This is a genomic window from Bradyrhizobium sp. CCGUVB4N, from assembly GCF_024199945.1.
Lineage (GTDB): Bacteria > Pseudomonadota > Alphaproteobacteria > Rhizobiales > Xanthobacteraceae > Bradyrhizobium.
Genome location: NZ_JANADP010000001.1, coordinates 8,948,041 through 8,972,522 on the forward strand (window position 1 = coordinate 8,948,041; position 24,482 = coordinate 8,972,522).

Annotated in this window: 28 protein-coding genes; 13 read left to right on the plus strand and 15 right to left on the minus strand. The window is 64.5% G+C overall.

The genetic code is table 11. The annotated features are described in order from the left end of the window. Window positions 1–13: 13 nt before the first annotated feature. Window positions 14–409, plus strand: coding sequence for a group II truncated hemoglobin (locus tag NLM31_RS41745; RefSeq protein WP_254195973.1), 396 nt, complete (start codon window positions 14–16; stop codon window positions 407–409). Window positions 410–416: 7 nt separating this feature from the next. Here the strand turns inward: NLM31_RS41745 and NLM31_RS41750 are convergent, their stop codons facing one another. Next, on the minus strand, window positions 417–1,547 hold the full coding sequence (locus NLM31_RS41750) for an IS630 family transposase (protein WP_254191295.1): 1,131 nt from the start codon (window positions 1,545–1,547) through the stop codon (window positions 417–419). A gap of 37 nt (window positions 1,548–1,584) precedes the next feature. Here NLM31_RS41750 and NLM31_RS41755 point away from each other — a divergent pair, with 37 nt between their 5' ends. Continuing rightward, the gene (locus NLM31_RS41755; RefSeq protein WP_254128687.1) at window positions 1,585–1,878 is read left to right on the plus strand and encodes a LexA family transcriptional regulator; all 294 of its coding nucleotides are present in this window, start codon (window positions 1,585–1,587) and stop codon (window positions 1,876–1,878) included. A gap of 16 nt (window positions 1,879–1,894) precedes the next feature. Here the strand turns inward: NLM31_RS41755 and NLM31_RS41760 are convergent, their stop codons facing one another. Further along, window positions 1,895–2,674, minus strand: coding sequence for a B12-binding domain-containing protein (locus NLM31_RS41760; protein ID WP_254195974.1), 780 nt, complete (start codon window positions 2,672–2,674; stop codon window positions 1,895–1,897). 162 nt (window positions 2,675–2,836) lie between these two features. Here NLM31_RS41760 and NLM31_RS41765 point away from each other — a divergent pair, with 162 nt between their 5' ends. Continuing rightward, window positions 2,837–3,517, plus strand: a complete 681-nt coding sequence (locus tag NLM31_RS41765) for a transglutaminase family protein (protein ID WP_254195975.1) — start codon at window positions 2,837–2,839, stop codon at window positions 3,515–3,517. A gap of 2 nt (window positions 3,518–3,519) precedes the next feature. Here NLM31_RS41765 and NLM31_RS41770 read toward each other — a convergent pair whose 3' ends face one another. The 4 genes from NLM31_RS41770 to NLM31_RS41785 all read right to left on the minus strand — a co-directional run bounded on the left by NLM31_RS41770 (window position 3,520) and on the right by NLM31_RS41785 (window position 6,797). After that, a complete protein-coding gene (locus NLM31_RS41770) occupies window positions 3,520–3,774 on the minus strand; it encodes a hypothetical protein (RefSeq protein ID WP_254195976.1) in 255 nt (84 codons plus the stop codon). After that, on the minus strand, window positions 3,725–5,461 hold the full coding sequence (gene ybaL / locus NLM31_RS41775) for a YbaL family putative K(+) efflux transporter (RefSeq protein ID WP_254195977.1): 1,737 nt from the start codon (window positions 5,459–5,461) through the stop codon (window positions 3,725–3,727). The genes NLM31_RS41770 and ybaL overlap by 50 nt, the downstream gene beginning before the upstream one ends. Before the next feature lie 87 nt (window positions 5,462–5,548). Beyond that, the gene (locus tag NLM31_RS41780) at window positions 5,549–5,881 is read right to left on the minus strand and encodes a PRC-barrel domain-containing protein (RefSeq protein ID WP_254134963.1); all 333 of its coding nucleotides are present in this window, start codon (window positions 5,879–5,881) and stop codon (window positions 5,549–5,551) included. A 130-nt stretch (window positions 5,882–6,011) separates the two neighbouring features. After that, window positions 6,012–6,797, minus strand: a complete 786-nt coding sequence (locus tag NLM31_RS41785) for an IclR family transcriptional regulator C-terminal domain-containing protein (RefSeq protein WP_254134964.1) — start codon at window positions 6,795–6,797, stop codon at window positions 6,012–6,014. A gap of 116 nt (window positions 6,798–6,913) precedes the next feature. Between NLM31_RS41785 and NLM31_RS41790 the strand changes: the two genes are divergently transcribed. Together NLM31_RS41790 and NLM31_RS41795 are read left to right on the plus strand one after the other, a co-directional pair. Then, on the plus strand, window positions 6,914–8,272 hold the full coding sequence (locus NLM31_RS41790) for an aromatic ring-hydroxylating dioxygenase subunit alpha (RefSeq protein WP_254134965.1): 1,359 nt from the start codon (window positions 6,914–6,916) through the stop codon (window positions 8,270–8,272). A 128-nt stretch (window positions 8,273–8,400) separates the two neighbouring features. Then, window positions 8,401–9,837 (plus strand): glutamine synthetase family protein, encoded by a 1,437-nt coding sequence (locus NLM31_RS41795; RefSeq protein WP_254134966.1) that lies wholly within the window; start codon window positions 8,401–8,403, stop codon window positions 9,835–9,837. An 8-nt stretch (window positions 9,838–9,845) separates the two neighbouring features. Here the strand turns inward: NLM31_RS41795 and NLM31_RS41800 are convergent, their stop codons facing one another. Both NLM31_RS41800 and NLM31_RS41805 read right to left on the minus strand, forming a co-directional pair. Continuing rightward, the gene (locus tag NLM31_RS41800) at window positions 9,846–11,291 is read right to left on the minus strand and encodes an MFS transporter (protein WP_254195978.1); all 1,446 of its coding nucleotides are present in this window, start codon (window positions 11,289–11,291) and stop codon (window positions 9,846–9,848) included. Between the two features lie 3 nt (window positions 11,292–11,294). After that, window positions 11,295–11,783, minus strand: coding sequence for a MarR family winged helix-turn-helix transcriptional regulator (locus NLM31_RS41805; RefSeq protein WP_254195979.1), 489 nt, complete (start codon window positions 11,781–11,783; stop codon window positions 11,295–11,297). 373 nt (window positions 11,784–12,156) lie between these two features. On the opposite strand from NLM31_RS41805, the gene NLM31_RS41810 reads away from it, so the two are divergent. After that, on the plus strand, window positions 12,157–12,525 hold the full coding sequence (locus NLM31_RS41810; protein ID WP_254195980.1) for a hypothetical protein: 369 nt from the start codon (window positions 12,157–12,159) through the stop codon (window positions 12,523–12,525). A gap of 76 nt (window positions 12,526–12,601) precedes the next feature. Here the strand turns inward: NLM31_RS41810 and NLM31_RS41815 are convergent, their stop codons facing one another. From NLM31_RS41815 to NLM31_RS41845, 7 genes are all read right to left on the minus strand, one after another. Further along, entirely contained in the window at window positions 12,602–13,315 is a 714-nt protein-coding gene (locus NLM31_RS41815) for an ABC transporter ATP-binding protein (protein WP_254195981.1), read from the minus strand. Further along, the gene (locus NLM31_RS41820) at window positions 13,308–14,075 is read right to left on the minus strand and encodes an ABC transporter ATP-binding protein (RefSeq protein WP_254195982.1); all 768 of its coding nucleotides are present in this window, start codon (window positions 14,073–14,075) and stop codon (window positions 13,308–13,310) included. The genes NLM31_RS41815 and NLM31_RS41820 overlap by 8 nt, the downstream gene beginning before the upstream one ends. Beyond that, window positions 14,068–15,012 carry a branched-chain amino acid ABC transporter permease gene (locus NLM31_RS41825; protein WP_254195983.1) on the minus strand — a complete coding sequence of 315 codons (945 nt, stop codon included), beginning with the start codon at window positions 15,010–15,012 and terminating at the stop codon, window positions 14,068–14,070. Before NLM31_RS41825 ends, NLM31_RS41820 begins: the two co-directional genes overlap by 8 nt. Window positions 15,013–15,025: 13 nt before the next feature. Continuing rightward, complete coding sequence (locus tag NLM31_RS41830) at window positions 15,026–15,943, minus strand: branched-chain amino acid ABC transporter permease (protein WP_254134973.1); 918 nt, start codon at window positions 15,941–15,943, stop codon at window positions 15,026–15,028. Between the two features lie 321 nt (window positions 15,944–16,264). Further along, entirely contained in the window at window positions 16,265–16,483 is a 219-nt protein-coding gene (locus NLM31_RS41835; RefSeq protein WP_283047035.1) for a hypothetical protein, read from the minus strand. Between the two features lies 1 nt (window position 16,484). Beyond that, on the minus strand, window positions 16,485–17,144 hold the full coding sequence (locus NLM31_RS41840; protein ID WP_254195984.1) for an acyl-homoserine-lactone synthase: 660 nt from the start codon (window positions 17,142–17,144) through the stop codon (window positions 16,485–16,487). Window positions 17,145–17,229: 85 nt separating this feature from the next. Beyond that, on the minus strand, window positions 17,230–17,958 hold the full coding sequence (locus NLM31_RS41845) for a LuxR family transcriptional regulator (RefSeq protein ID WP_254134976.1): 729 nt from the start codon (window positions 17,956–17,958) through the stop codon (window positions 17,230–17,232). A gap of 167 nt (window positions 17,959–18,125) precedes the next feature. On the opposite strand from NLM31_RS41845, the gene NLM31_RS41850 reads away from it, so the two are divergent. From NLM31_RS41850 to NLM31_RS41880, 7 genes are all read left to right on the plus strand, one after another. Further along, entirely contained in the window at window positions 18,126–18,302 is a 177-nt protein-coding gene (locus tag NLM31_RS41850) for a hypothetical protein (protein ID WP_254134977.1), read from the plus strand. A gap of 201 nt (window positions 18,303–18,503) precedes the next feature. Then, window positions 18,504–19,442 (plus strand): LysR family transcriptional regulator, encoded by a 939-nt coding sequence (locus NLM31_RS41855; protein ID WP_254134978.1) that lies wholly within the window; start codon window positions 18,504–18,506, stop codon window positions 19,440–19,442. Window positions 19,443–19,585: 143 nt separating this feature from the next. Further along, the gene (locus NLM31_RS41860) at window positions 19,586–20,464 is read left to right on the plus strand and encodes a shikimate dehydrogenase (RefSeq protein WP_254195985.1); all 879 of its coding nucleotides are present in this window, start codon (window positions 19,586–19,588) and stop codon (window positions 20,462–20,464) included. A gap of 55 nt (window positions 20,465–20,519) precedes the next feature. Next, window positions 20,520–21,650 (plus strand): ABC transporter substrate-binding protein, encoded by a 1,131-nt coding sequence (locus NLM31_RS41865; RefSeq protein ID WP_254134980.1) that lies wholly within the window; start codon window positions 20,520–20,522, stop codon window positions 21,648–21,650. 216 nt (window positions 21,651–21,866) lie between these two features. After that, complete coding sequence (locus NLM31_RS41870; RefSeq protein WP_254195986.1) at window positions 21,867–22,742, plus strand: branched-chain amino acid ABC transporter permease; 876 nt, start codon at window positions 21,867–21,869, stop codon at window positions 22,740–22,742. Next, the gene (locus NLM31_RS41875; protein ID WP_254195987.1) at window positions 22,739–23,737 is read left to right on the plus strand and encodes a branched-chain amino acid ABC transporter permease; all 999 of its coding nucleotides are present in this window, start codon (window positions 22,739–22,741) and stop codon (window positions 23,735–23,737) included. Before NLM31_RS41870 ends, NLM31_RS41875 begins: the two co-directional genes overlap by 4 nt. Continuing rightward, on the plus strand, window positions 23,734–24,477 hold the full coding sequence (locus tag NLM31_RS41880) for an ABC transporter ATP-binding protein (RefSeq protein WP_254195988.1): 744 nt from the start codon (window positions 23,734–23,736) through the stop codon (window positions 24,475–24,477). The genes NLM31_RS41875 and NLM31_RS41880 overlap by 4 nt, the downstream gene beginning before the upstream one ends. Window positions 24,478–24,482: the final 5 nt, after the last annotated feature.

A 24,482-nucleotide genomic window follows, 5' to 3' on the forward strand; every position in this document is an offset into this window, starting at 1 on the left:
TTTGGGACCCGCAATGACCTCCAGCGACGTCACCACCTCCATGTTCGAGCGGATCGGCGGCCGTGCCACGATCGACCTGTTGGTCGACCGCTTCTACGACCGCATGGATACGCTGCCGGAAGCAACCATCATCCGCGCGATGCATGCGGACGACCTCGGCCTGATCAGGGACGTGCTGAAGCGCTACCTCACGGAATGGACAGGCGGTCCAAAACTCTACACGCCGGAGAAGGGCCATCCGCGATTGCGGCAGCGGCATATCGGCTTTGCCATCGGCGACGCCGAGCGCGATGCGTGGCTGCTCTGCATGCGCGGTGCGATGGAGGAGACCGTCACTGACGTCGATGCGCGACGGGACCTCGACAAGGCCATATCCGGCCTTGCCGACTGGATGCGCAATCGCGGCTAGTAGCTCGTCACAGTGATTGTGACTCTTTGGACGTTGCGGGATAGGCGCGGCCCATTTTGGCGCGGGCTTTTTCGGTCGTGAACATCCATTTGATGCGGGCGCCAGCGGCATTTCGTTGTTTCTCCCATGCGGCGATTTCGCGGCGGAGCCAGTTTGGGTCGTCGATCCTGCGGTCGAGGCACTGACCGCGGAGCACGCCGATCTCGATCTCGACCATGTTGAGCCAACTGGCGTGCTTTGGGGTGTAGTGGAACTCCAGGCGGCGCAGAATTCGCCGGGCTTCGTCAGGCGCGAATGCCTCATAGAGGGAGCCTACGGAGTGGGTCGACAGATTGTCCTGCACGACGCGGATGCACCCGGCGTCGGGATAATGAACATCGACGAGTTCGCGCATGCACTGGGCGTAATCTTCTGCCGCCCGTCGCTCTGTGACTTTGACTTTGCGCCATGGCCGATGCACGTCGATGCAGACGAAGAGATTGACGGTGCCGTTGCGGCGATACTCGCAATCGTAACGTTCGAGTTGGCCCGGCTCGGCGGGGATCGGCTCGCGAACCTCGCCGATGAGCTGGACCGGGCTCTCGTCGAAGCAGACCACCGGCCGGTCGGGATCAGGCGCCTCGGCATATAGGTCGAGCACGTCTTCCATGCGGGCGACATATTCGCCATCGACCTTTGGAATGCACCACATATCCTTGCGCCACGGCTTGAGGCCGTTTTCGGCCAGCCGCCGGCGCACCGTCTCGCCCGACAGGCTCTCGTGGTCGGTGAGCCTGACCATGGCGTCGGCCAAAAGCTCCAGCGTCCAGCGGGCGCGACCCTCGGGAGGGGTTGCGCAAGCCGTTGCCACCAGCAGGGCTTCCTCCTTGCCGGTGAGCTTGCGCTCCGCGCCTGGACGCGGATCCTCGCTCAGCGCCCGCTCCAGATTGCCTTCCACGAAGCGCCGTTTGGTCCGGTACACGGTGGAACCGCCCACCGCCACGGCGCGGGCAATCTCTTCATCGCTGCGGCCGGCATCGGCCGCCAGCAATATCTGGGCGCGCTTGAGCTTGCGGGCAGCCCGCTTGCCCTTGCTCAACATCGCGGTGAGTTCACAGCGTTCGGCTTGGCTCAATTCGACCCGATAACGTACATTCATCGCGACCTCCTTGTCGGAGGACCGGACGAATCGACAAATGAATCGAAAATCAGGCGCCGCTCGCAGCCTCAGCCCTCAAGGCTTCACCGAAAAGCAGGGCCAGTACCTGGCCTTCATCTACACCTACGCGCACATGTTCCGACGCCCGCCCGCCGAGACCGACATGCAGCGCCACTTTCAAGTCAGCCCGCCTTCGGTCCACCAGATGATCGTGACCCTCGAACGAAATGGTCTCATTCGGCGCCAACCCGGCGTCGCTCGAAGCATCCAAATCCTCGTGGCTCCGAAAGACCTGCCCATCCTGAACTGGCTCGGAATCAACCAGTCATAATCAGTGTGACGAGGTACTAGTCGAGACCGAGCGCGTTGATGTCGGGGGCAAGCTTCACACCCGGGGTCCGCGGCACCAACCCCGTCTTGACCGCGTAGCCGCCAAGCACAATGTCCGGACGGCTCGGCGCCGGCAATGCCTGGACGCGTTCAACGAGGGCGGCGACGGCATCGTACTGATCGGGAAGCGCGATCGAGACCAGCAGCGTCTTGGGCTCACCCTCCATCGCCGACTCGGACAGCGCATCGAGCACCGTACGGTCGTCGACGTGCCGCGTTCGCCACCCCTGGTTCTGGAGCCAGAGGCCGAGAATACGAATGCCCACCACATGGATGTTGCCCGGCGCATTCATCAGAAAGAAGCAGCCGTCACCGCCGGCGCGCGCCGGCCTTGACCAGGCCAAACGCATCCTCGCTTCAACCAGATCGATCACGCGCTCGGCGTAAGCGGTGAATTCATGCTCGCCTTCGACGGTGAGGGTGCCGTTCTCCCAGGCGTTGCCGATCTCGTAGAGCATTGGCGCGATCATGCCGATGAGAATGTCGACCGGCCGGCAATGGGCAGCGATGGCGTTGTCGATCAGCGGCCCCGCCGCAGCGAAATCGTTCCTGCGTCCGGCCGAGAACAGCGACTGAAAGATGTCCCGCAACGCGACCGCATGGGCATATTCATCGCCGCTGAGCAGATCCGGCTGTTCGCCCGCGCACTTCCGGCACAGCCCATGTGTGATGCCGAGATCCGCGTGCGGCGGCATCTCGCCCATGAATTGCTGGCAATGGGCACACCATCTCAGCATGCTGCCACTCCCCCTCGCCGGTTCCCTCAACCTAGCGCAGCATCGCCGCCTGCAAAAGCGATAGCGGCTCGACGCAAGCGGTGACGGCGCAGTGCAGCGAGCATGGGCGGCCTGCAACCAACGAAATTGAGCTAGATCAAAGCCGGCTGCTAAACTCGCGCCATGACCGACATCCTTCCCGATACCCTCCGCCGCCTCTACACCGATCCAGGCGAGTACATCGACAGCGATCATCCCGCCGTGCAGCAATTCGCCGAAACGGCGGTACGCGGGGACGCCAGCGCCCGCGAGAAGGCGAGCGTGCTGTACAAGGCGGTGCGCGACGGCATCCGCTATAACCCTTACGTCAGCATGCGCGTCGCCGAGACGTTTCGCGCGTCGAGCGTGCTTGCCGCGGGTCAGGGCTATTGCGTCGGCAAGGCTTCGCTCTATGCCGCCGCCTGCCGCGTCCACGGCATTCCCGCCCGGGTCGGCTTTGCGGACGTGAAGAACCATCTCACCACGGAAAAGCTGCGGGCGAGCATGGGCACGGACATCTTCACCTGGCACGGCTTTACGGAAGTGCATGTCGACGGCGCCTGGCGCAAGGCGACGCCGACCTTCAACGACACACTCTGCGCCAAGGTCGGCGTGGCGCCGCTCGATTTCGACGGCCACACCGATGCGCTGCTGCATCCCTTCGACGGCGAAGGCCGCGCCTACATGCAATATGTCAACGACCGCGGCACCTATCACGACGTGCCGGCGAAATTCCTCATGCGCGAGATGGCGCGCGACTACGCCAACATGCAGGGCGAGGATCTTTCGGGCCGCGACATGGAGCGCGAGGCGGAAGGACGATAGGGCTAACCAACCCTGCGCCCGCCATCATTGCACGCATCGAACCCCGAGCGATCCAGCACCTCGGCCGCAAAGCCCGCGACATAGATCAACGCCAGGATCGCCGCGGAGATCGCGACCGTCTCCGCATGCGCGAGCGCCCATCGCAACAACTGCTGTAACAGGGACGGCGGCGGGAATCGGTAGATCCGGCCCGCCGGCGTGATCAGGTCATACGACCGAACCGACCGCGAATGCGCGGGGATCTTGCTGGGCAGCATCCGGAACTCTCCTCTCCAGCTCCTCGATCATGCCGCGCGCGATTTCCCGCTCGCCCATGATGACGACGTCAGCCCCCAATCCCCTGAGGTGATCGACCTCGGCATCCGCATGCGCACGCGCGATGATGCGGAGATCCGGATTGGCCGCGCGCGCCTGCTGCACGATCTGCCCCGCCTCGAACGCTTCGGGGATCGCGATGACCAGATGCCGTGCCCGCGCCGGATTTGTGGCGCCGAGGATCTCGGGCTGCGCGGCATTGCCAATGATGGTCTCGATGCCGCCCCGCTTGAGCTTCTCGAGCGCGCTCTCACCGACCTCGGCGACCAGGAACGGCAATTGCCGCTGCTTCAAGGCATCGCCGACCAGGGCGCCGACGCGGCCATAGCCGATCACGATCGTATGGTCGGCAAGATCGGTGGCGCGGATCGGCTCAGGCACGGCGGCCGCGACTTGCAGCGTATCCCGCCTCGGTTCAAGCAGCGGCGCGAGCCAGGTGGCGGCCGCGAACATCAGCGGGTTGAGCATGATGGAGAGGATCGCGCCGGCCATGATCAGGTCGCGGCCGTCGCTCGGCAGGATCTGCGAGGCGACGCCGAGCTCGGCCAGGATGAAGGAGAACTCTCCGATCTGCGACAGGCTTGCGGAGATCGTCAGGGCGGTCGCGACCGGATGCCGGAACAGCACCACAATCAGGAACGCGGCAAGCGATTTGCCGAGCATGATGATCGCAAGCGTCGCCAGCAGCGGCCAGGGCTCGCGGACCACGCTCATCGGATCGAACATCATGCCGACCGAGACAAAGAACAGCACGGCGAAAGCATCGCGCAGCGGCAGCGATTCCTGCGCGGCGCGCGCGCTGAGCGGCGATTCCCGCAGCATCATGCCGGCGAAGAACGCCCCGAGCGCCAGCGAGACGTCGAACAGCTTCGTCGCGCCGAAGGCGATGCACAGCGCGATGGCCAGCACGGCAAGGCGGAACAGCTCGCGCGAGCCGGTATGGGCGATGTAGTGCAGAATCCAGGGAATCACCCGGCGGCCCACCACCAGCATCAGGCCGATGAACGCGACGATCTTGACGATCGTCAGCATCACCACGCCGGCAAGCCCGAGACCGAGCTGCGCGGCCAGCGGCTCGAACGTCGGCTTGCCGCCATGGCCGCCCTGAAGGCTCGCGATCGCCGGAAACAGCACCAGCACGAGCACCATCGCGAGGTCCTCGACGATCAGCCAGCCGACGGCGATGCGGCCGCGATCGGTCTCCATCAGGCGCCGCTCCTGCAGCGCGCGCAGCAGCACCACGGTGCTCGCCACCGACAGAGCGAGGCCGAACACGAGGCCGGCGCTGGCGCTCCAGCCCATCAGCAGGGCAAGGCCGAGCCCCATCAAGGTCGCGACCGCGATCTGCACGACGGCGCCGGGCACGGCGATGTTGCGGACGCTGAGCAGATCCTGCAGCGAGAAATGCAGACCGACACCGAACATCAGCAGGATAATTCCGAGCTCCGACAACTCGGTGGCAAGCGCCTGGTCGGCGACGAAGCCCGGCGTGAACGGACCGACCGCAACACCGGCGAGCAGATATCCGACCAGCGGCGGAATGCGGAACCGCTGCGCGATTGTTCCAAGTACGAAGGCTAGTCCAAGTCCGACGACGATGGTGGCGATGAGAGGTGTGTCATGCGGCATTTTTGCCTTTTGACACAGCAGGCGCGCTCGCGCACCGCGACCAAGTGAGGCGGTCGCGATGTCGCATGGGCACCGGAATTCGCGGCCTCAGATCGACCAGTAGTTCGGATGCTGATACGGCGGCGAGCGGTCGCCCCAGTCGAATTCATCGCCATCAAACTCGCAGGGGCCGCTGCTCAATTGCTCCGGCGTCAGTTCGACCTGGAAGGCCTGACGTCCCGGATCATATTTCAGCGCGCTCCATTGCACGGGATAGTGATGATGCGTCCCGAGCAACCTGCCGGTCTTGATGATGGCGTAGGCGACCGTTCCGCTTACCTTGTCGAGCATCAATCGTTCGATCGTGCCGAGCTTCGAGCCATCGCACCCATAAACGGCGACGTGCTCGACGCGATCACTGGGAACCATGGTGTGTTGCATGGCGTGCTCCCTGATCTGGTGTGTGGAGCAGATTATAGGCCCGCAGCCCGGATCAGCGAAGCGACATCCGGGGGTCCTGCAATACATTCCCGGGTAGCGCGGCGCTCCCCCCGGGCGACCGGTTACGGCACTACAGCAATTGCGAACGCACGGAGTCCGCGCCTTCGCGCAACAGTGGTAAGAAACGCCCGATCAACTCCTGCGCCGGGACGCGATCGACATGGGCGCCCATGTTGATGGCGGCGACGATCACGTCGTCGTAGCGGCGCACCGGAACCGAGATCGAGCGGAAATGCGGTTCGGCCTCGCGGTCGACCAGCGAATAGCCTTGCGCGCGGTCATTGGCGATCCGCGCGAGCAATGCCTTGGGATCGGTCTCCGTCTGCGGCGTCAGTGCCTCGCGCTTCATGGTCTTGAGGCGGGCGGCGAGATCGGCATCGTCGAGCTGGCCGAGCATGGCGCGGCCGACCGAGGTGCAGAAGGCCGGCAGACGGTAGCCGATTTCGAGGCCGCCCGAAAACATCCGCGCCGGGCTGCTGCGTGCGATGAAGACGACATCATCCCCGTCGAGCACCGCGAGCGAGGAGATTTCGTTCGCCGCGGTCGCAACGCGATCGAGCACCGGCTGCAACACCGTGATGAGCTGGTTGGAGCGCAGATAGGATGCCGCCAGCGTCAGCACATGCGGCGTCAGCGAGAACAGTTTTCCGTCGCCACTGACAAAACCGCCGCGCTGGAGCGTGAACAGCATGCGCCGCGCAGTCGCACGCGGCAGCTCGGCAGCGCGAGCGAGATCGCTCAGGGTCATCGGGCCGGAGTTGGTGCCGAAGCATTGCAACAGGCGCAGGCCACGATCGAGGGCTTCGACGAAATCCGTCGCGCGCTCGTCAGTCTCGCTCCGCTTCAGCTTGGGCATGATCCCTGGGACAATCCTGCAAAATAGTGCTTGCTGCCGATCCAAGGCATGTCATAATTCGCCCATTCGTTCAATAGGCGAACAGAACGCCCCTCACGAAAAAGGACGCGACCGCCATGATGAGCCAGGAGCAGAACGACCTGATCACCCGCACCGGCCCGAAAGACCCGTGCGGCAAGCTGATGCGGAGTTACTGGCAGCCGGCGGCGCTGATCGACGAGCTCGAGGGCGAGCGGCCGATCCGTCCCGTCAAACTGCTCGGCGAAAACCTGGTGCTGTTTCGCGACGAGAGCGGTCGCTACGGCTTGATCGATCGTCATTGCGCCCATCGCGGCGCCGACCTCGCCTTCGGGCGGCTCGAACATGGCGGCCTGCGCTGCGCCTTCCATGGCTGGCTGTTCGACGCGACCGGCCAGTGCATCGAGACGCCGGCCGAGCCGAAGGATTCAAAACTCTGCCAGAACATCCGCCAGCGCTCCTATCCCGTGGTGGAGAAGAGCGGCATCCTCTGGGCTTATCTCGGCGAGGGTGAACCGCCGGCTTTCCCGGAGATCGACTGCTTCGTCGCACCGGGCACACATACGTTCGCGTTCAAGGGCCACATGGCCTGCAACTGGCTGCAGGCGCTGGAGGTCGGCATCGATCCCGCGCACGCCTCCTATCTGCACCGCTTCTTCGAGGACGAGGACACGTCGACCGCCTACGGCAAACAGTTCCGCGGCGCCTCGGCCGGCAGCGACCTGCCGATGACAAAAATCCTGCGCGAATACGACCGCCCGATCATCAATGTCGAGCACACCGAATACGGCCTGCGGCTGATCGCGCTGCGCGAGATCGACGAAGAGCGCACCCATGTGCGCGTCACCAACCAGCTCTTTCCACACGGCTTCGTCATTCCCATGAGCACGGAGATGACGATCACCCAGTGGCACGTGCCGGTCGATGACGAGAACTGCTACTGGTACGCAATCTTCACCAGCTATTCGAACCCGGTCGACAAGAAGAAGATGCGCGAGCAGCGGCTCGAGCTCTACGAGCTGCCGGACTACAAGTCGCGCAAGAACCGCAGCAACGATTACGGCTTCGATCCGCACGAGCAGCAGACCGCGACCTATACCGGCATGGGCAACGACATCAACGTCCACGACCAATGGGCGGTGGAATCGATGGGCGCGATCCAGGACCGCACCAAGGAGCACCTCGGTTCGAGCGACAAGGCGATCGTGCAATATCGCCGCCTGCTCCGGCAGGAGATCGAGAAGGTCGGCGGCGGCGAGAAGCCAATGCTGTTCCTGGATGAGGCCAACGCGCGCAGCATCCAGGGTCCGGCGACGATGGACGGCATCGGGCCGACCCGCGGCTGGGAGACCTACTGGATGGAAGTTGATGTCAAGCGCCGCCGCGGCGCGTCCTGGACCGCGCCGGTGCCGAAGGAGATCGCCGACAACGTGCACCGGCTGACGGCGGCGGAGTGACGTTCGTGCACCGCTGCCGTAGGGTGGGCAAAGGCGCAACGCGCCGTGCCCACCATTTCTCCGTGATGGATATAGATCGTGGGCACGCTTCGCTTTGCCCACCCTACGGCAGTTGAGGGAGTGGCCAAGTGACTTTCGTCGCGCGTCATGCGCTGTGGTCGGATGAGCAGACAGACGCCGCGGCGCGCATGCGCCGCATCGTCGAGGACAAGAACCTCGAGGTCATCCGCCTCGCCTTCCCCGACCAGCACGGCATTCTGCGCGGCAAGACCATCATCGCCGCCGAGGCGATCGCGGCGCTGGAGAGCGGCTGCTCCATCACCACCACCATGCTCGCCAAGGACACTTCGCACCGCACGGTGTTTCCGGTGTTCACCGCGGGCGGCGGCTTCGGCATGAAGGAGATGGAGGGCGCGGCCGACGTGCTGATGGTCGCCGATCCCACCACGTTTCGCGTGCTGCCCTGGGCGCCGGCGACGGGCTGGGTGCTCTGCGACCTCTACTTCAATGACGGCCGACCGGTGCCATTCGCGACGCGCGGGCTGTATCGCAAGGCGCTCGACGAGCTCGGCCGCCGCGGCCACGATTTCGTCGCGGGCCTCGAGGTCGAATTCCACATCTTCAAGCTCGACGACCCGCATATGCGCGTCGAAGACGCGGGACAGCCGGGCACGCCGCCGTCGGTGAGCCTGCTCTCTCACGGCTACCAATATCTGACCGAGCAGCGCTTCGACCAGATGGAGCCCGTGCTGGAGATCCTGCGCCGCGACATCGTCGCGCTCGGGCTGCCGTTGCGCTCGGTCGAGGTCGAGTTTGGGCCGAGCCAGTGCGAATTCACCTTTGCGCCGAAGAAGGGCCTGGAGCCCGCCGACAACATGGTGCTGTTTCGTAGCGCCGTGAAGCAGATCGCGCGCCGGCACGGCTATCACGCCACCTTCATGTGCCGGCCGAAACTGCCGAACCTGTTTGCAAGCGGCTGGCATCTGCACCAGTCGATCGTCTCGCGCGCGAGCGGCGAAAACCTGTTCATGGCCAAAGACGGCGGCGAGCCGCTCAGCGCATTCGGCCGCTCATACCTCGCCGGCCTGCTCGACCACGCCCGCGCGGCCACCGTGTTCACCACGCCGACCATCAACGGCTACAAGCGCTACCGCTCCTATTCGCTGGCGCCGGACCGCGCGATCTGGGGCCGCGACAATCGCGGCGTGATGATCCGCGTGCTCGGCGGTGCCGGCGATGCCGCCACGCGCCTGGAAAACCGGGTGGGCGAGCCCGCCGCGAATCCCTATCTCTACATGGCCGCCCAGATCCTCGCAGGTCTCGACGGCGTCGACCGCAAGCTCGATCCCGGCCCCTCCGCCGACACGCCCTACGAGACCAAGGCGCCGCTGCTACCGAAGTCCTTGCGCGATGCGGTCTCCGCGCTGAAGGATGATCCGTTCTTCCGCGAAGAATTCGGCGCGGAGTTCGTCGATTATTACACCCACATCAAGAACGCCGAGATCGATCGCTTCCTGTCGGAGGTGACGGATTGGGAGCATCGCGAATATTTCGAGATGTTCTGACCGCTCCGTTATGGCGCCTTCGGCTTCTGCCTGAGGTAGAGATAGGTCGGCAGCAGGCCAAGCGCGACGATCGCGACCATCACCCACCATCCGCGCTGGAATGCGACGAGGCGCTCCGGCAGGGATGACGGCGAGCCGATCATGGCGACGAAGATCGCAACGCCCACCGCGAGCGAAGCCTGGCGGATCATGTTGATGACGCCGGAGCCCGTCGCGAAGGACGACGGCGGCAGGCCCGCGGCGCTGACGCCCATCAAGGTCGGAAACGTCAAGCCGACGCCAATGCCGGTCGGAATCATGCCCAGGATCACGAAGGCCGGATGCGGCTCGGCTCCAATCAGGGTTGCCCAGGCGACCAGACCGGCCGCGAAGATGACGATGCCGGCGGTCACGACGGGCGCGGCGCCGAAACGCGCGATCAATCGCCCGGCAAACAGCAGCGAGGTGATCGGCACCATCAGTGGACCCGGCGCGATCGCAAGCCCGGTCTGCAACGCCGACCATCCCCACGCTGTCTGCTCCCACAGCGCAACCGACAGCAGCATGGCGCCAAAGGCTGCCGAGTAGGGCGCCATCACCAAGGCGGCCCCGGTGAAGGGACGGATGCGAAACAACGCCGGATCGACGAAGGGATTTTCGAGGCGAAGACAGCGCCAGACGAACAGTGCAAGCAGAACGGCAGCGACCGCAAAGCTGTAGCCGATAGCGGGTGCGCGAAAGCCCCAATCGCTGACCTTGACGATGGCGAAGACGAGCGCGCCGATGCCGCCGGTCACCAGCACTGCATCGACAAATTTGGGCCGGGGCGCGTCATGGCCTTCGATCTCCGGCAGCTTCCACCAGCCGATCACCATGGCAACGAGACCGATCGGGACATTGACGAAGAAGATCCAGCGCCAGTTGACCGCAACGAGCACGCCGCCGACGACTGGTCCGAGTGCCGCGGCGAGGCCGCCGATCGCCGTCCAGGTCCGCACCGCGCCGCCGCGTTTTTCCGGCGCGAACACCGCCAGCAGCAGACCGAGCGAGGTCGGCGTCATCAATGCAGCGCCCGCGGCCTGCACGATGCGAAACGCGGTCAGCACCCCGACGCTGCTGGCGGCCGCGCAGGCGGCCGACGCCGCCGTGAAGAGGCCGACGCCGAGCAGGAAGCTGAGATTTCTGCGGTGACGCTCGGCCAGCCGGCCGAAGAAGACCAGTAGCGCCGCGTAGGCGATGGCGTAGCCGTTGAGCACCCACGACATGTCGTCGAGCGAGGCGTCTTTGAAGTCCTGCCCGATGCTGGGCAGCGCGACGTTGACGATGAAGAGGTCGAGATTGGCAAGGCAAATGCCGACACAGACGATCGCCAGCACCAGGTTTGGCGACGTCGGCGGGCGGGGAGGTTTTGGCCGCAGCGAGAGATCGTCGAGCGGCACCGCACGGGCAAAGGTGGCGCGTTCAATACTGTTCATCGCTTATGCCTTTTGGTGATGCGATTCAGCCCGTTCGGGGACCAGCGACGGATCCCCGGCGATCTCCGCCAACAGGTTTCGCAGCTCGGCGGCGGCACGCTTGCCGAAACCGTTTTCAAACTTCTCCTGCGCCGCGAGCCAGAGCGGTCGTGCATCAGCAAGGCGCGAACGTCCCGCGCGCGTCAGCTTGATCTGGCGGCTTCGGCGATCGGCTTCATCGCGTTCCAGAGTGACGAGACCGTCGCGTTGGAGCGGGCGCAGGTTCTGGCCGATAGTGGACTGGTCCATCACCAGCGCCTCGGCGAGATCGCCGATGGAAGGCGCGGCGTCGCCGCGGCGGTGAATTTCAGTCAACATCGCGAATTGCGTCGAGCGGAGGCCAGATGGCTCCAGCGCCGCATCGTAGAACAGCGTCATGCGCCGCGACGCCTTGCGCAGCGCCGCGCAGTTGCAGCGGTTTCGCTCCATGACAGGAAGCTCTTGCTTGGCCATTTCGCCTCCACTATCGGGATATCCCGGTATATAGGATGCAGGGATATCCCGATATTATTCCGACGTCAACCTCGGGGATTGCCCACGGCGATGGGCTCACACCTCCGTGAGGCGATGTCGTCAAAGCAGTTCCGAAGACATCACGCAGGCCCCGGACGAAGCCATTTTCCCCAAGCCGCGAAAACGGCCGGAAAGACACGAGGGCTAGTGTTGGCCCTCATGATCAACGATGGAGTTCGATCATGTTGGGTCAATTGTTCAGTCTGATCTACCGCTGGTCCTGCCGGACAACCTTGGTCGAGATCGGTACTCATCACCTCGCCCGCTGACGCTGAGTCAGGTCAGAGGGATTGACCAAACAAAGGGGGTTGCCATGCGCAAGCTGATCCTGATCGCAACGATGTCACTGTTGGCCGGCCAAGCCTATGCCGGCGGTGCGCGCAGCCTGAGCCTGTCCGCGACCAATGCGAGCCAGGCGACAGAGCAGCCGGCAACGACGGCTCCCTCGCAGGCGACACAGGCTCCGACGGCAACGCCCCCGGCGACCGTGCAGACGGCGACCACGACACCTGCTTCAACACCACCTGCTTCAACGCCACCGGCACCACCGGCGCAAACCGCGGCAGCGCCGGCCGCAGCGCCCGCGCAGCCGACTGCCGAAACGGCCAGGCCGAAGCACCGCCAGCCGTCGACCGAGGCACGCGTGATCCGTGAGCTGCATCGGCACGGGATTTATTGGTGAGCGCCCCGCTGTCGTCCTGGCTTTCGCCAGGATGACAGCGAGTTTGCGGCGCTGCCTTCCGCCCTCACGCGACGCCTCAAATCCCCAAATACTTATGCTGTAAATCCGGCTCGGCCATCAGCTCGTCCGACGTACCGCTCCACACGGTCTTGCCGCGCTCGATGATGAAGTGACGGTCGCAGATGCGGGCGAGGTGGTCGACGTTCTTGTCGACGACCAGGATCGACTGGCCACGGCTCTTGAGGAGCGACAGGCAGTTCCAGATCTCTTCGCGGATCAGCGGCGCGAGGCCCTCGGTCGCTTCGTCCAGGATGAGGAGTTTTGGATTGGTCATCAGCGCACGGCCGATGGCGAGCATCTGCTGCTCGCCGCCGGAGAGCTGGTTGCCCATGTTGGCGGCGCGCTCGGCGAGGCGTGGGAACAGCACGTAGATCGCAGCGAGCGTCCAGGCATTGGCGCTGTTGAAGCGATCGGCGGCGGCCGCGACCAGATTTTCGCGCACGGTGAGGTTCGGGAAGATCTGGCGTCCCTCCGGCACCAGCCCGATGCCGAGCTTGGCGATCCGGTACGACGGAAGTTGCCGGACTTCGGCATCCGCAAAACGGATGCTGCCGGCGCGCGCCGGCGTCAGCCCCATGATCGAGCGGATCGTCGTGGTCTTGCCCATGCCGTTGCGGCCCATCAGCGAGACCATCTCGCCGGGCTTGATCGACAGCGACAGACCGAACAGCACCTGGCTGAGGCCGTAGCAGGTCTCGATGCCGTCGACGTCGAGCAGTGGATCAGCCATGGTGCGTCACCACGTGCTGGTCGCCGAGATAGGCGCGCTTGACGTCTTCGTTGGCGCGGATCGCGGCCGGGTCGCCGGAGGCGATGACGCGGCCATAGACCAGCACCGAGATGCGGTCGGCGAGCGCGAACACCGCAGGCATGTCGTGCTCGACCAGCACGATCGAGACTTCTTTGCGCAGCTCCTGCAACAGCTTCACCATGCGCTGGGATTCGGTGACGCCGAGGCCCGCCATCGGCTCGTCGAGCAGCAGAAGTTTCGGCTCGCTCGCGAGCGCGACGGCAAGCTCGAGCTCGCGCCGTTCGCCATGGCTGAGCCTGTTCACCACGACGTCGGCGCGATGCAACAGGCCGACGCGGTCGAGCGCGGCATGGGCGGCATCGCGCAGCCCCCTCTCCTTGCGGGCATTGGCAAAGAAGCTGAACGAGGTGCCGGCATGCGCCTGCGCCGCCAGCGCGACATTGTCGGCTGCGGTGAAGTCCAGCAGCAGCGAGGTGATCTGGAACGAACGTGCGAGGCCCAGCGCGCAGCGGCGATAGGCCGGCAGATAGGTGATGTCGCGGCCGCCCAACGAGACGCTGCCGGAATGCGGCTCGAGATGCCCGGTGAGCTGGCTGATCAGCGTGGTCTTGCCGGCGCCGTTCGGACCAATGATGGCGTGCAGCTCGCCGCTGGCAACGTCGAGCGAGACGTTATCCGTCGCGGTGATGCCGCCGAAGCGGCGCACCAGCTTTTCGACGCGGAGCAGCGGTTCAGCCACGATTGAGCCTCCCCAGCAGGCCCATGATGCCGCCGCGGCCGAACAGCACGATCAGCAGCAACAGCGGCCCCATGATCAGCGCCCAGTACTCGGTGATCTGCGACAGGAATTCTTCCAGCAGCAGATACACCACCGCCCCGATGACCGGGCCGAACAGTGTGCCCATCCCGCCCAGGATCACCATCACCATGAGATCGCCGGAGCGGGTCCAGTACATCACGGCCGGGCTGACGAAATCGGTGTTGTTGGCGAGCAGCGCGCCGGCGAGCCCGCACATGGTACCGGAGATGACGAAGCAGACCAGCTGGTAGCGCTTGGCCGGGAAGCCGATCGCCTGCATGCGCTGCTCGTTGGAGCGCAGGCCCTGCACCACGAGGCCGAAGCGCGAATTGACGATGCGCCAGATCAGGAAGATGACGCCAAACAGGCAGGCCAGGCAGAGATAATAGAACTGCGTGCGGTTCGAGAGGTTGATCAGCCCGGAGAAGTCGCTGCGCTTGTAGACGGTGAGGCCGTCATCGCCGCCGTAACGCGCCAAGCCCGAGGCGACGTAATAGGCCATCTGCGCGAACGCGAGCGTGATCATGATGAAGTAGACGCCGCGCGTGCGCAGAGAGAGCGCGCCGATCACAAGCGCATAGATCGCAGATGCCGCCAGCGCGACGGGAAACTGGATGAATCCGCTTCCGACGCCTTCCTGCGCCAGCATGCCGACCGCGTAGCCGCCGATGCCGAGATAGGCGGCGTGACCAAAGCTCATCATGCCTCCGAACCCCATGATGAGGTTGAGGCTTGCCGCCGCCAGCGCCAGGATGACGATGCGGGTGAACAGCGTCAGGATGAAGACGTTGCCGGACAGATACGAATAGAGCGGCAGCAGCACGAGGCCCGCCAGCATCAGGGCCGTGACGGCCTTGTTCACCGAGAAAGCCTTCATCGACGCAAGCTCTTCATCTGCGATGGGCCGGAAACAGCCCCTCCGGCCGCACCACCAGCACGATCGCCATCAGCAGGTAGATCAGCATGGACGACAGCGCGGGCGCGGCGGTGGAGGCAGCGGCGCCGCTCAGCACCTGCCGCAGCAGATTGGGCAGGAAGGCGCGGCCGAGCGTGTCGATCATGCCGACGAAGATCGCAGCGAGAAACGCGCCGCGGATCGAGCCGATGCCGCCGATCACGATGATGACGAAGGCGAGGATGAGGATGTTCTCGCCCATGCCGATCTGCACCGTGAGGATCGGCGCCTGCATCATGCCGGCGAGCCCTGCGAGCGCCGCGCCCAGCCCGAACACCAGCGTGTAGAGCAGCTTGATGTTGATGCCGAGCGCGCCGATCATCTCGCGGTTGGAGGCGCCGGCGCGGATCAGCATGCCGACACGGGTGCGCATCACGCCGAGATAGAGCAGCAGCGCCACCAGCAGCGCGACGACGATGATCGCGAGCCGGTACGCCGGATAATGAATGCCCGGCAGGATCGGCACCGGCACCGTGAGCCAGGCCGGCAGCGGCAGTGCGAGGCCCGCCGGCCCCCAGATCAGCCGCACGGCTTCATTGAAGAACAGGATCAGGCCGAAGGTTGCGAGCACGTGGTCGAGGTGGTCGCGCCCATAGAGATGCCGCAGCGCACTCATTTCGAGCACGATGCCGAGCACGAGAGTCGCACCTAGTGCCAGCAACGCGCCGAGCAGGAAGCTGCCGGTCCACGCCGCGAAGGTCGCGGCGAAATAGGCGCCCATCATGTAGAGCGAGCCGTGCGCGAGGTTGACGAGATCCATGATCCCGAACACCAGCGTCAGGCCGGCGGCGAGCAGGAACAGCAGCAGGCCGAACTGCAATCCGTTCAAGAACTGTTCGACGACGAGCAGCATCAAAACTCTTTCAGGCGCATGCGGACGCGCGCCGATGTTCGAACACAGTCGCCATCAGTGAAAGAGCTCCCCCTGCCTGTTCAAGGCGGAAAAATGGGTAATGGCAGTATCGTTCCGAGGCAAGAGTGATTCCGCGTCAGACATGCACTTTGTTGCATGCCGGTGCATGCGATCAAAAACAGGCCTCGCAAATCCCGCCTTGCACAAAACCGCCTTGCAAGAAGACTGCCGCGCAGGGTGGGGCAGCCTGACGCACCCAAACGATCACCCTCCCCCCGTTGCCGGGGAGAGGGTGCGCAGCTTGTCGGAACGAAGATACGTCTAGTGCGACGTGACCCGTCGAGGGAAATCATCCGGCTCGTTGAGCTCGCTGTTGGCCGTCGAGGCCTCCAGCGCCGCCATCCGGAACAGGTAGGCGAGCGTCGCCAACCCGGTGTCCTCGGCCATCTGCGCCAGCTCGAGCGCCATGTCGGACATGTAGCCGAGATTCTCGTCCTTGGTTTGCGCCATGATTTGGCTGTCTCGCATCATGTTCGACATCTCAGGCGCTCTTTCGTTGCGCGGCGGTACGGCCGCAAAGGTTGGCACGGGCGATACAATCGAGACGCGGCCCGTCCTGGTGGACGAGGTTCTTCATCCCGATCCGTTCGCGCACGATGTTGAGTGATTCCTGGCGGATCTCGATGGTCGCGGCCATGGTCCAGGAGTCCTCGACCAGCGCCGGCAATCCCAGCGGCGTGACGACGAAGCCGATGTCGTGGAAGCGCGGCAGCCACCATGTCTCCATGACGAGGCAAAGCCGCTCAATGCCCTGATCGAGGCAGAACTCCTGCGCCGCCGCCATCAGCTGCAGATTGAACGCACCATCGCGGCGCTCGCGCGTCACGAAGAAGCGCGACCATTCCCAGACCTGCGGATCGACCGGGCAGCCGCGCACCGCAGCGAGATGGGGGAAGACCTCGCTCATCATGGTCGACTTGGTGGTCGGATACAGGCGGGAACCGCCGAGCACGCGGCGATTCTCGAGAGCCAGCAGATAGACCGCGTCCTCGTTGTCGTAGTCGTCGATCTCGCGGCTGTCGGGCTTGCGCAGCGCCTCCCATTTCCGCTCTTCGACGAAAATCTCGTGGCGCACACGGAAATGCTGTTCGAGCACATCCTCGTAGAGGTGCCGGTTGACGGCAGAAATCACATGAATCATGAACTCCCCCATGGCTTGAAATGGGGGCAGCCTCAGCGAAAAAGCCAAAACCGACTATTGGGAAATTTCCCAGTAGGCGAAGATTTCAGGGATTGATGATTCTTTGGCGGATCGCGATCGCGACCGCATGCGTCCGGTTGACGGCGCCGAGCTTGCGCGCAGCGGTTGCAAGATGCTCTTCGGCGGTGCGCTGCGTGATGTTGAGGATCTCGCCGATCTCCCAGGCGGACTTGCCCTGCGATGCCCAGGCGATCACCTCGCGCTCGCGCGGGGTCAGGCGCGCCGACGGATGCGGCGACGGCGCGAGCAGACGGCGAATGTGGTCGAAGCCGTACATCGCGATCAAATGCAGGGCAGGCTTGCTGCGGGCATTGAGATCGAGATGAACGCCGCCGAGCGAGACGCCGGCCTCATAACCGGTCAAGCCGTGGATCGGCACGACGAAACCGCGCGACATGCGGAAATCGGCTGCACGCCGCATCACCTCGACCGCGCCCGGCTCGAGATCCGCGTCATAAGGCGCTTCCGACCATTCGAACGGATTGACCGTGTGGCGGCACTTCCTGATCACGGGATCGACGCGGTCGTAGCTCTTTTCGGTGTAGAGGCTGAACCATTCCGCAGGCCATCTCTTGGCCAGCACCATCTGCGAAAAGCGCTGATCGGGATTCGGCAATCCGGTGACGATGATGTGCTCGAAGCCGTAGCGGCCGAAGGTGATCGCAAGCGCATCCATTGCGTCCGGGACCCTGTCATAGGCTCCCAGCCCTTCGATGAAGTCCAGCGCTTCCCGGCCATAATCAACGGCAGACATCGGTGCGTTTCCTGACCCTCGCCGTTCCGTATAGCACGTCTTTGGGGGCGGCCTCAATTCACCGCTTCCGTAATTTCCCGGTGTGGCTTTCGCACCGAAGATTTAATCTACTTGTGGAGGAAGTGACGCCAAGTTACACCTGAGGTGTCTAGAGCGGGAAAGCCACGATGGAAGACGAGAACATCGCCCTCAACAGCGTGCTCGGCCTGGAATTGAACCGCGTGTTTTTCGCCGTGCGCGATACGGCCAACAAGCAGAAGATCATCGAGTTCGCGCGCGAGGTGCTGCAAAGCGAGCGCCCCAAGCTCGTCGACAGCGCTTCACCGGAAAATCCTGCGAGATAGCCGCAGGTGCAGCAGACGACGCCGATGCAACCGATCGCGTGGCGATATCTTTCGATGTGAGCGCGCTGCTTTTGGTCGAAACACCCTGACCGCGACGTTACCCGTCCTCCTCCCCTCCACTAAAGTCCCACTTGCCGCTGGCTGACGTCACAGCTTCCGTGAGATGATCGCCGCCACGATCGTCTTTCGGATGCCAAGACCATGATGACTCTGCGCCAGGTTGAAGTGATCCGTGCCGTGATGGTGACGGGCACCATTGGCGGCGCGGCGAAGCTGTTGAACGTGTCGGCGCCGGGGATCAGCCGGCTGGTCAAATACACTGAGCGCTCGCTCGGCATCCGCTTCTTCCAGCGCCAGAACGGCCGCTACTTCCCGACGCCGGAAGCCGAGAACATTTTCGAGCAGATCAACGGCGTCTACAAGAAGGTCGACGACCTCTCCGAGATCATCTCCAAGATCGGCCGCGGCGGATTGTCGGAGCTGCGCATCGGCTCGGTGCCGAGCATCTCGCAGGTGATGGTGCCGCGCGCGATCGAGCGCGTCCGGCGCCGCTATCCCGACCTCGGCATCGACATCAACATCCTCAAGCTCGAGGAAGCGATCGACTATCTCATGCTCGGCCGCGGCGAGTGCGTGGCGATGAGCTACCGGCTGGAGCATTCCGGCCTCGATTTCATGCCGCTTGCCTCGGGCGAGCTCTATTGCATCGTGCCGCCCGGCCACGAGCTTGCCGGCCGCAAGCAGGTCTCCGCCGCCGAGATCACCCGCTATCCGCTGATCGGGATCGATCCGAACGACCCTTACGGCCGCATCATGGCCGAGATCTTTGCGCGCAACCGGCTGGAGTACAACATCACCATCCGCGCGCGGTTCGGCACCACGGTCTGCGCGCTGGTGAAGGCCGGGCTCGGCATTGCCATCATCGACCAGTTCACCGTGGCCCATGGCGGCTATCCGGGCATCGAGCTCCTGAAGATCACCGAGCCGACCCGGTTCGACACCTATATTGCGGTGAAGCGCGGCGCCCCGCTGTCGCTCCATGTCGAATATTTCATCGAGTCCCTGCGCGCCGAGATGCGCGCGGTCGAGCCGTCCCGCGGCAACGGCAGGGCCGCCTCGGGGCGCGGGCGCAAGAAATAACATTATGTTAGGTTTGCTGGCTAAATGGGTAATTGTGTTAGGCAGGGGAAAGACTATCGTCCCTCTTGGAATGGTGCGGATTTCCCCGCTAATGGCCGGACCTCAACGCGCCCCAACAGACGATCAAGAGACGATAGTGGATCATGTCTAGCCGCGGACCCATCGCCCCCAAGAAACTCCTGACCGGCCTGATCGGCGCGCCGATCGCCCATTCCGCCTCCCCCGCCATGCACGAGCGCGCCGCCGAAGCGCTTGGCCTGCGCGGCCATTATCAGCTCATCGAGGTCGCCGGCGCGGACGCGACCGGTCTCAGCATGATGCTCGAGGGCGTGCGGCGGCTGGGCTTTGCCGGCGTCAACGTCACCTTTCCCTACAAGGAGGCGGTGGTGCCGCTGCTCGACGAGCTGGCTACGACGGCGGCGACCATGGCCGCGGTCAACACCGTCGTCGTCAAGGACGGCCGCCTGATCGGCCACAACACCGACACCACCGGCTTTGCGCGCGCCGTCAAGCCGTTGCTGGCTCCTGCCGGAAACGCGGTCGCCGTGATCGGCACCGGCGGCGTCGGCAAGGCGATCGCCTTTGCGCTGGCGAGCCTGAAGGTGGCCGACCTCCGCATCTTCGACAGCGAGCCGGCGCGAGCCGAAAAACTCGCCGCGCTGCTGACCAAGCATGGTGGCGCGCGGGTCGCCAGGAGCGTCGAGGACGCGCTCGACGGCGCAACCGGCCTCGTCAACGGCACGCCGGTCGGCATGCTGCCGAACCGCGACACCCCGGTCCCGCCCACGCTGCTGCGCGAAAGCCTGTGGGTCGCCGACGCCGTCTATTCGCCGCTGATCACGCCGCTCCTTGCCGCAGCGCAGGAGAAGGGCGCGCGGATCATGACCGGGCGCGAGCTTGCGATCTACCAGGCTGCCGACGCCTTCGAACTGTTCACAGGCCTTGCCCCGTCGACCGAAGTCATGGGAGAGGCTTTTGACGCCGTGATGGCCGCGCGCAGCGCCGCCTATCAGGCAGCTTGAAGCGAAGCGGCCGGACACAAGGCCGCTTGCAAAATTGAAACGGGAGGAGAGGACGATGAAATCAACGCTACTGGTGGGCGCGCTGCTCACCGCAATCACGACATCGGGCGCCTATGCGCAGGCGATCAAGCTCGCCGACGTCGCCGAACTCTCCGGTGGCGGCGCCACCGTCGGCACCAACTGGAAGAACGGCATCGATCTCGCGATCGAGGAGATCAACGCCAAGGGCGGCGTGCTCGGCCGCAAGCTCGAGGTCACCCATGCCGACTCGCAATCCAACCCCGGCGTCGCCCGCGCTCAGGTGCAGAAGGCGCTCGATGCCGAACCCTATGTACTGCTCGGACCCGGCTATTCCGGCTCGGTGAAGGTCACCGCCCCACTTGCCGCCGAAGCCGGCATCGCCCAGATCATGGGTGGCGAAGCCGCCGAACTGACCCAGGCCGGCAACAAATTCCTGTTCCGCACCTCGTTCGGCCAGCAGTCCTCGATGCCGAAGGTCGCAAAATACATCCACGACGACATGAAGGCGAAGTCGGTCGCGGTGGTCTGGGTCAACAATGACTTCGGCCGCGGCGGACGCGACGTCGTCGTCAAGGAGCTGGAGCGGCTCGGCTCCAAGGTCGTCGCGGATCTCTCCACCGAGGCGGGCCAGGCCGATTTCGCCGCCGACGTCGGCAAGATCAAGGCCGCCAATCCCGACGCCGTGTTCGTCTATCTGAACGAGGAAGAGAGCGCGCGTATTCTCAAGGAGCTGAAGCGCCAGGGCGTCACCGCGCCGCTGATGGGCGAGACCACGCTGATCGGCCAGAAGGTGATCGAGCTCGCCGGCGACGCCGCCAACGGCGCGCGCGGCCATGTCGGCCTCACCACGGATGCGCCGGTCGACCTGATCAAGGGTTTCCGCGACCGCTTCTCGAAGAAGTACAATTACGTGCCCGACCATAACGGCCTGAAGGGCTACCTCGCCGTCTACATGGTGAAGGCCACCACCGAGAAGATGGGCAAGGTCGATTCCAAGGCTTTTGCCGATACGCTGCACGGCCTGACCATCAAGGCCGCGGACGAGCCGGGTATTTTGATGGACGTCACCTTCGATGCAAACGGCGACATCGACCGGCAGAGTTTTCTGGTCGAGGTGGTCGAAGGCAAGCAGGTCGTGAAGCAGGTGCTGCCGAAGGTGAAGTGAGGCGGTCTTCGCCCTTCTCCCTCGCCCCGCCTTTTGCGGGGAGAGATCTCTCTTCCCCTTCTCCCCGTTCTTACGAGGAGAGGGTTGGGGTGAGGGGCCGCTTCCGCAAAAATGGTGAGAGTTAGGCTCGCGGAGAGAGCCCCTCACCCCACCCTCTCCCCGCAAGCGCGGGGCGAGGGAGATGATAGAGCCGGACGTGGGACACGAGAGGGGAAAATGTCCAATCTGTTCGATCTTCTGGTCGCGGGACTGGCCACCGGCGCGATCTATGCGCTGGTCGCGGTCGGCTTCACGCTGCTGTGGCAGACCTCGCAGACCATCAATTTCGCGCAAGGCGAGTTCGTGATGCTGCCGGCATTTTTGATGCTGGCGGCGATGCATGTCGGCGCGCCGTTCTGGCTCGCGATCATTCTCGGCATCCTCTTGTCGATGATCCTGCTTGGGCTGGCCTTCAAGATGCTGCTGGTCGATCCGATGATGCGCCATGGCGTGCTGCCGCTCGCGATCGCGACCATGGCGCTGGCGATCGGGATCAAGGAAGCCGTCAAGCAGTTCTTCAGCGCGGAGGCGTCGCCCTTTCCGTCGATCGTGCCGACCGGCGACATCTCCATCCTCGGCCACGCCGTCTCGCTGCAGAGCATTGGCGTCCTGGTCGTCGCCATCCTCGCCGTGTTCGGCCTGACGACGCTGCTCAACCGCACCTCGTTCGGCCACCAGATGCAGGCGGCAGCCCAAAACCCGACGGTGGCGCGCATCATCGGCGTGCCCGTCGAGCGCATGATCCTGCTGACCTTCCTGATCAACGCCTTCCTGGTCGCCCTTGCCTCGCTGCTGATCACGCCGATCTATCTGGCGAAGTTCTCCTCCGGCGAAGTGCTGGGCCAGGCCGCCTTCATCGCCGCGATCGTCGGCGGCTTCAACCAGGTGCGGGGCGCCATCGCCGGCGGCCTGTTGATCGGCGTGCTCGACAATCTCGCGGCCGCCTATGTCTCGACGCAGTACCGCGCCGCCGTGCCGATGATGTTCCTGATCGCCGTCATCCTGTTCCGGCCGCAAGGATTGCTCGGCCGCGCCGAGGAGCGCACGGTATGAGCGGTTTTGCCAAACCCCTGAAGATCGCGCTCGGCCTCATCGTCATTGCCGGCCTGATCGTCGTCCCCATGAACTTCAACCGCTACGGCCTGTTCATCCTGAGCCAGTGGGCGGTGATGACCATCGCAGCGATGGGACTGAATCTCACGCTTGGCTATGCCGGTCAGGTCTCGCTGGCGCAGGGCGCCTTCGTCGGCATCGGCGCCTATGCGTCCGCGATCATGACGACGCATGGCTGGCCGCTGCCCGCGGCGATCCTGGTCGCAATCGTGCTTGCTTTCGCGATCGGCTGGGTGCTCGGCTATCCGGCGTTGCGGGTGCAGCATCACTACCTCGCCTTCGTCACGCTCGCCTTCTCGACCCTGGCCTTCCTGGTGTTCCGCAACGAGAGCTGGCTCACCGGCGGCATCTACGGCATCTCCAACATTCCGCGGCCGCACTTCTTCGGCATCGCGACCAACAAGCCGCTGCCGTTCTACTATGTCTGCCTCGGCTCGCTCGCGATCGTGTCCGTCGCGGTCTGGTGGCTGATTCGCTCGCCCTGGGGCCGCGCCTTCATGGCGCTGCGCGAGAATCCGCTGCGTGCGCAATCGCTCGGCATCGACACCCGCCGCTACACGCTGATGGCATTTGCGATCGGCTCGGCGCTCGGCGGCATCGCCGGCGCGCTCTATGCGCCGCTGACGCAATATATCGACCCTGTGCCGTTCAACCTGTCGCTCTCGCTCGATCTCCTGATGATGGTGATCGTCGGCGGCGCCGGCTTCTACTTTGGTCCGTTCCTGGGGGCGATGATCGCGGTGCTGCTGCCGGAATGGCTCCGCTTCACGGAGGGGTATTATCTGATGCTCTACGCGATCGCAGTGATGGGACTGCTGATCTGGTCGCCGACAGGCATTCTGGGAATTCTTGATCGCTACATGGCCGCACGCCGCACCAAGGCGGCCTCCGCATTGCGCGCCGTCGCAAAATCCCGGCTGGAGACGGCGCAATGAGTGCGGTCCTCGAAGTCACCAACATCAAGAAGAGCTTTGGCGGCATCACCGCGGTCGACGGCGTCTCCTTCGATGTTCGCGAGGGCGAGATCCTCGGCCTGATCGGCCCGAACGGCTGCGGCAAGTCGACGCTGTTCAACTGCATCCTCGGCCAGCTCACGCCATCAGGCGGCGAGGTCAAGCTCGACGGCAAGCTCGTCACCGGCTTGCGCCCCTCCGAGCTCAACAAGCTCGGCGTCAGCCGCACCTTCCAGCTCCTGCAGGTGTTTCCAAAACTCTCGGTGCGCGAAAACCTGATCCTCGCCGGACAGGAGCATCAGGGCAACATGGCCTCGCGCCTCGTCGGCCGTTCCGACGCCGGGCTGACGGACGCCGCCAACCAGATGATCGGTTTCTTCAAGCTCGATCATCTCGCCGCGGAACCTGCCGGTGGTCTCTCCTACGGTCAGCAAAAGCTGCTCGATGCGGCCATGGCCTTCATGGGCGGGCCGCGCCTGGTGCTGCTCGACGAGCCCGCGGGCGGCGTCAATCCGACCATGCTGTCGGATCTGAAGGAGCGCCTCGTCGCGATCAACCGCGAGAAGAACGCGACCTTCGTCGTGATCGAGCACAACACGGAGTTCGTGATGTCGCTGTGCTCGCGCGTGATGGTGATGGCGGAAGGCAAGGTGCTGGCGATGGGGCGGCCGGACGAGGTCCGGAAAAACCCCGCCGTGATCGAAGCCTATCTCGGACATTAGGGACA

Excerpts from the sequence above, each read along its gene's own strand:
- ybaL (WP_254195977.1), bottom strand. The coding sequence starts at position 5,461 with ATGCCGCATGACACACCTCTCATCGCCACCATCGTCGTCGGACTTGGA.
- NLM31_RS41790 (WP_254134965.1), top strand. The coding sequence starts at position 6,914 with ATGATGAGCCAGGAGCAGAACGACCTGATCACCCGCACCGGCCCGAAA.
- NLM31_RS41870 (WP_254195986.1), top strand. The coding sequence starts at position 21,867 with ATGTCCAATCTGTTCGATCTTCTGGTCGCGGGACTGGCCACCGGCGCG.
- NLM31_RS41780 (WP_254134963.1), bottom strand. The coding sequence starts at position 5,881 with ATGCAACACACCATGGTTCCCAGTGATCGCGTCGAGCACGTCGCCGTT.
- NLM31_RS41825 (WP_254195983.1), bottom strand. The coding sequence starts at position 15,012 with ATGAAGGCTTTCTCGGTGAACAAGGCCGTCACGGCCCTGATGCTGGCG.
- NLM31_RS41750 (WP_254191295.1), bottom strand. The coding sequence starts at position 1,547 with ATGAATGTACGTTATCGGGTCGAATTGAGCCAAGCCGAACGCTGTGAA.
- NLM31_RS41800 (WP_254195978.1), bottom strand. The coding sequence starts at position 11,291 with ATGAACAGTATTGAACGCGCCACCTTTGCCCGTGCGGTGCCGCTCGAC.
- NLM31_RS41745 (WP_254195973.1), top strand. The coding sequence starts at position 14 with ATGACCTCCAGCGACGTCACCACCTCCATGTTCGAGCGGATCGGCGGC.
- NLM31_RS41840 (WP_254195984.1), bottom strand. The coding sequence starts at position 17,144 with ATGATTCATGTGATTTCTGCCGTCAACCGGCACCTCTACGAGGATGTG.
- NLM31_RS41785 (WP_254134964.1), bottom strand. The coding sequence starts at position 6,797 with ATGCCCAAGCTGAAGCGGAGCGAGACTGACGAGCGCGCGACGGATTTC.
- NLM31_RS41810 (WP_254195980.1), top strand. The coding sequence starts at position 12,157 with ATGCGCAAGCTGATCCTGATCGCAACGATGTCACTGTTGGCCGGCCAA.
- NLM31_RS41805 (WP_254195979.1), bottom strand. The coding sequence starts at position 11,783 with ATGGCCAAGCAAGAGCTTCCTGTCATGGAGCGAAACCGCTGCAACTGC.
- NLM31_RS41850 (WP_254134977.1), top strand. The coding sequence starts at position 18,126 with ATGGAAGACGAGAACATCGCCCTCAACAGCGTGCTCGGCCTGGAATTG.
- NLM31_RS41765 (WP_254195975.1), top strand. The coding sequence starts at position 2,837 with ATGACCGACATCCTTCCCGATACCCTCCGCCGCCTCTACACCGATCCA.
- NLM31_RS41845 (WP_254134976.1), bottom strand. The coding sequence starts at position 17,958 with ATGTCTGCCGTTGATTATGGCCGGGAAGCGCTGGACTTCATCGAAGGG.
- NLM31_RS41835 (WP_283047035.1), bottom strand. The coding sequence starts at position 16,483 with ATGTCGAACATGATGCGAGACAGCCAAATCATGGCGCAAACCAAGGAC.
- NLM31_RS41865 (WP_254134980.1), top strand. The coding sequence starts at position 20,520 with ATGAAATCAACGCTACTGGTGGGCGCGCTGCTCACCGCAATCACGACA.
- NLM31_RS41875 (WP_254195987.1), top strand. The coding sequence starts at position 22,739 with ATGAGCGGTTTTGCCAAACCCCTGAAGATCGCGCTCGGCCTCATCGTC.
- NLM31_RS41815 (WP_254195981.1), bottom strand. The coding sequence starts at position 13,315 with ATGGCTGATCCACTGCTCGACGTCGACGGCATCGAGACCTGCTACGGC.
- NLM31_RS41830 (WP_254134973.1), bottom strand. The coding sequence starts at position 15,943 with ATGCTGCTCGTCGTCGAACAGTTCTTGAACGGATTGCAGTTCGGCCTG.
- NLM31_RS41770 (WP_254195976.1), bottom strand. The coding sequence starts at position 3,774 with ATGCTGCCCAGCAAGATCCCCGCGCATTCGCGGTCGGTTCGGTCGTAT.
- NLM31_RS41860 (WP_254195985.1), top strand. The coding sequence starts at position 19,586 with ATGTCTAGCCGCGGACCCATCGCCCCCAAGAAACTCCTGACCGGCCTG.
- NLM31_RS41880 (WP_254195988.1), top strand. The coding sequence starts at position 23,734 with ATGAGTGCGGTCCTCGAAGTCACCAACATCAAGAAGAGCTTTGGCGGC.
- NLM31_RS41855 (WP_254134978.1), top strand. The coding sequence starts at position 18,504 with ATGATGACTCTGCGCCAGGTTGAAGTGATCCGTGCCGTGATGGTGACG.
- NLM31_RS41760 (WP_254195974.1), bottom strand. The coding sequence starts at position 2,674 with ATGCTGAGATGGTGTGCCCATTGCCAGCAATTCATGGGCGAGATGCCG.
- NLM31_RS41755 (WP_254128687.1), top strand. The coding sequence starts at position 1,585 with ATGAATCGAAAATCAGGCGCCGCTCGCAGCCTCAGCCCTCAAGGCTTC.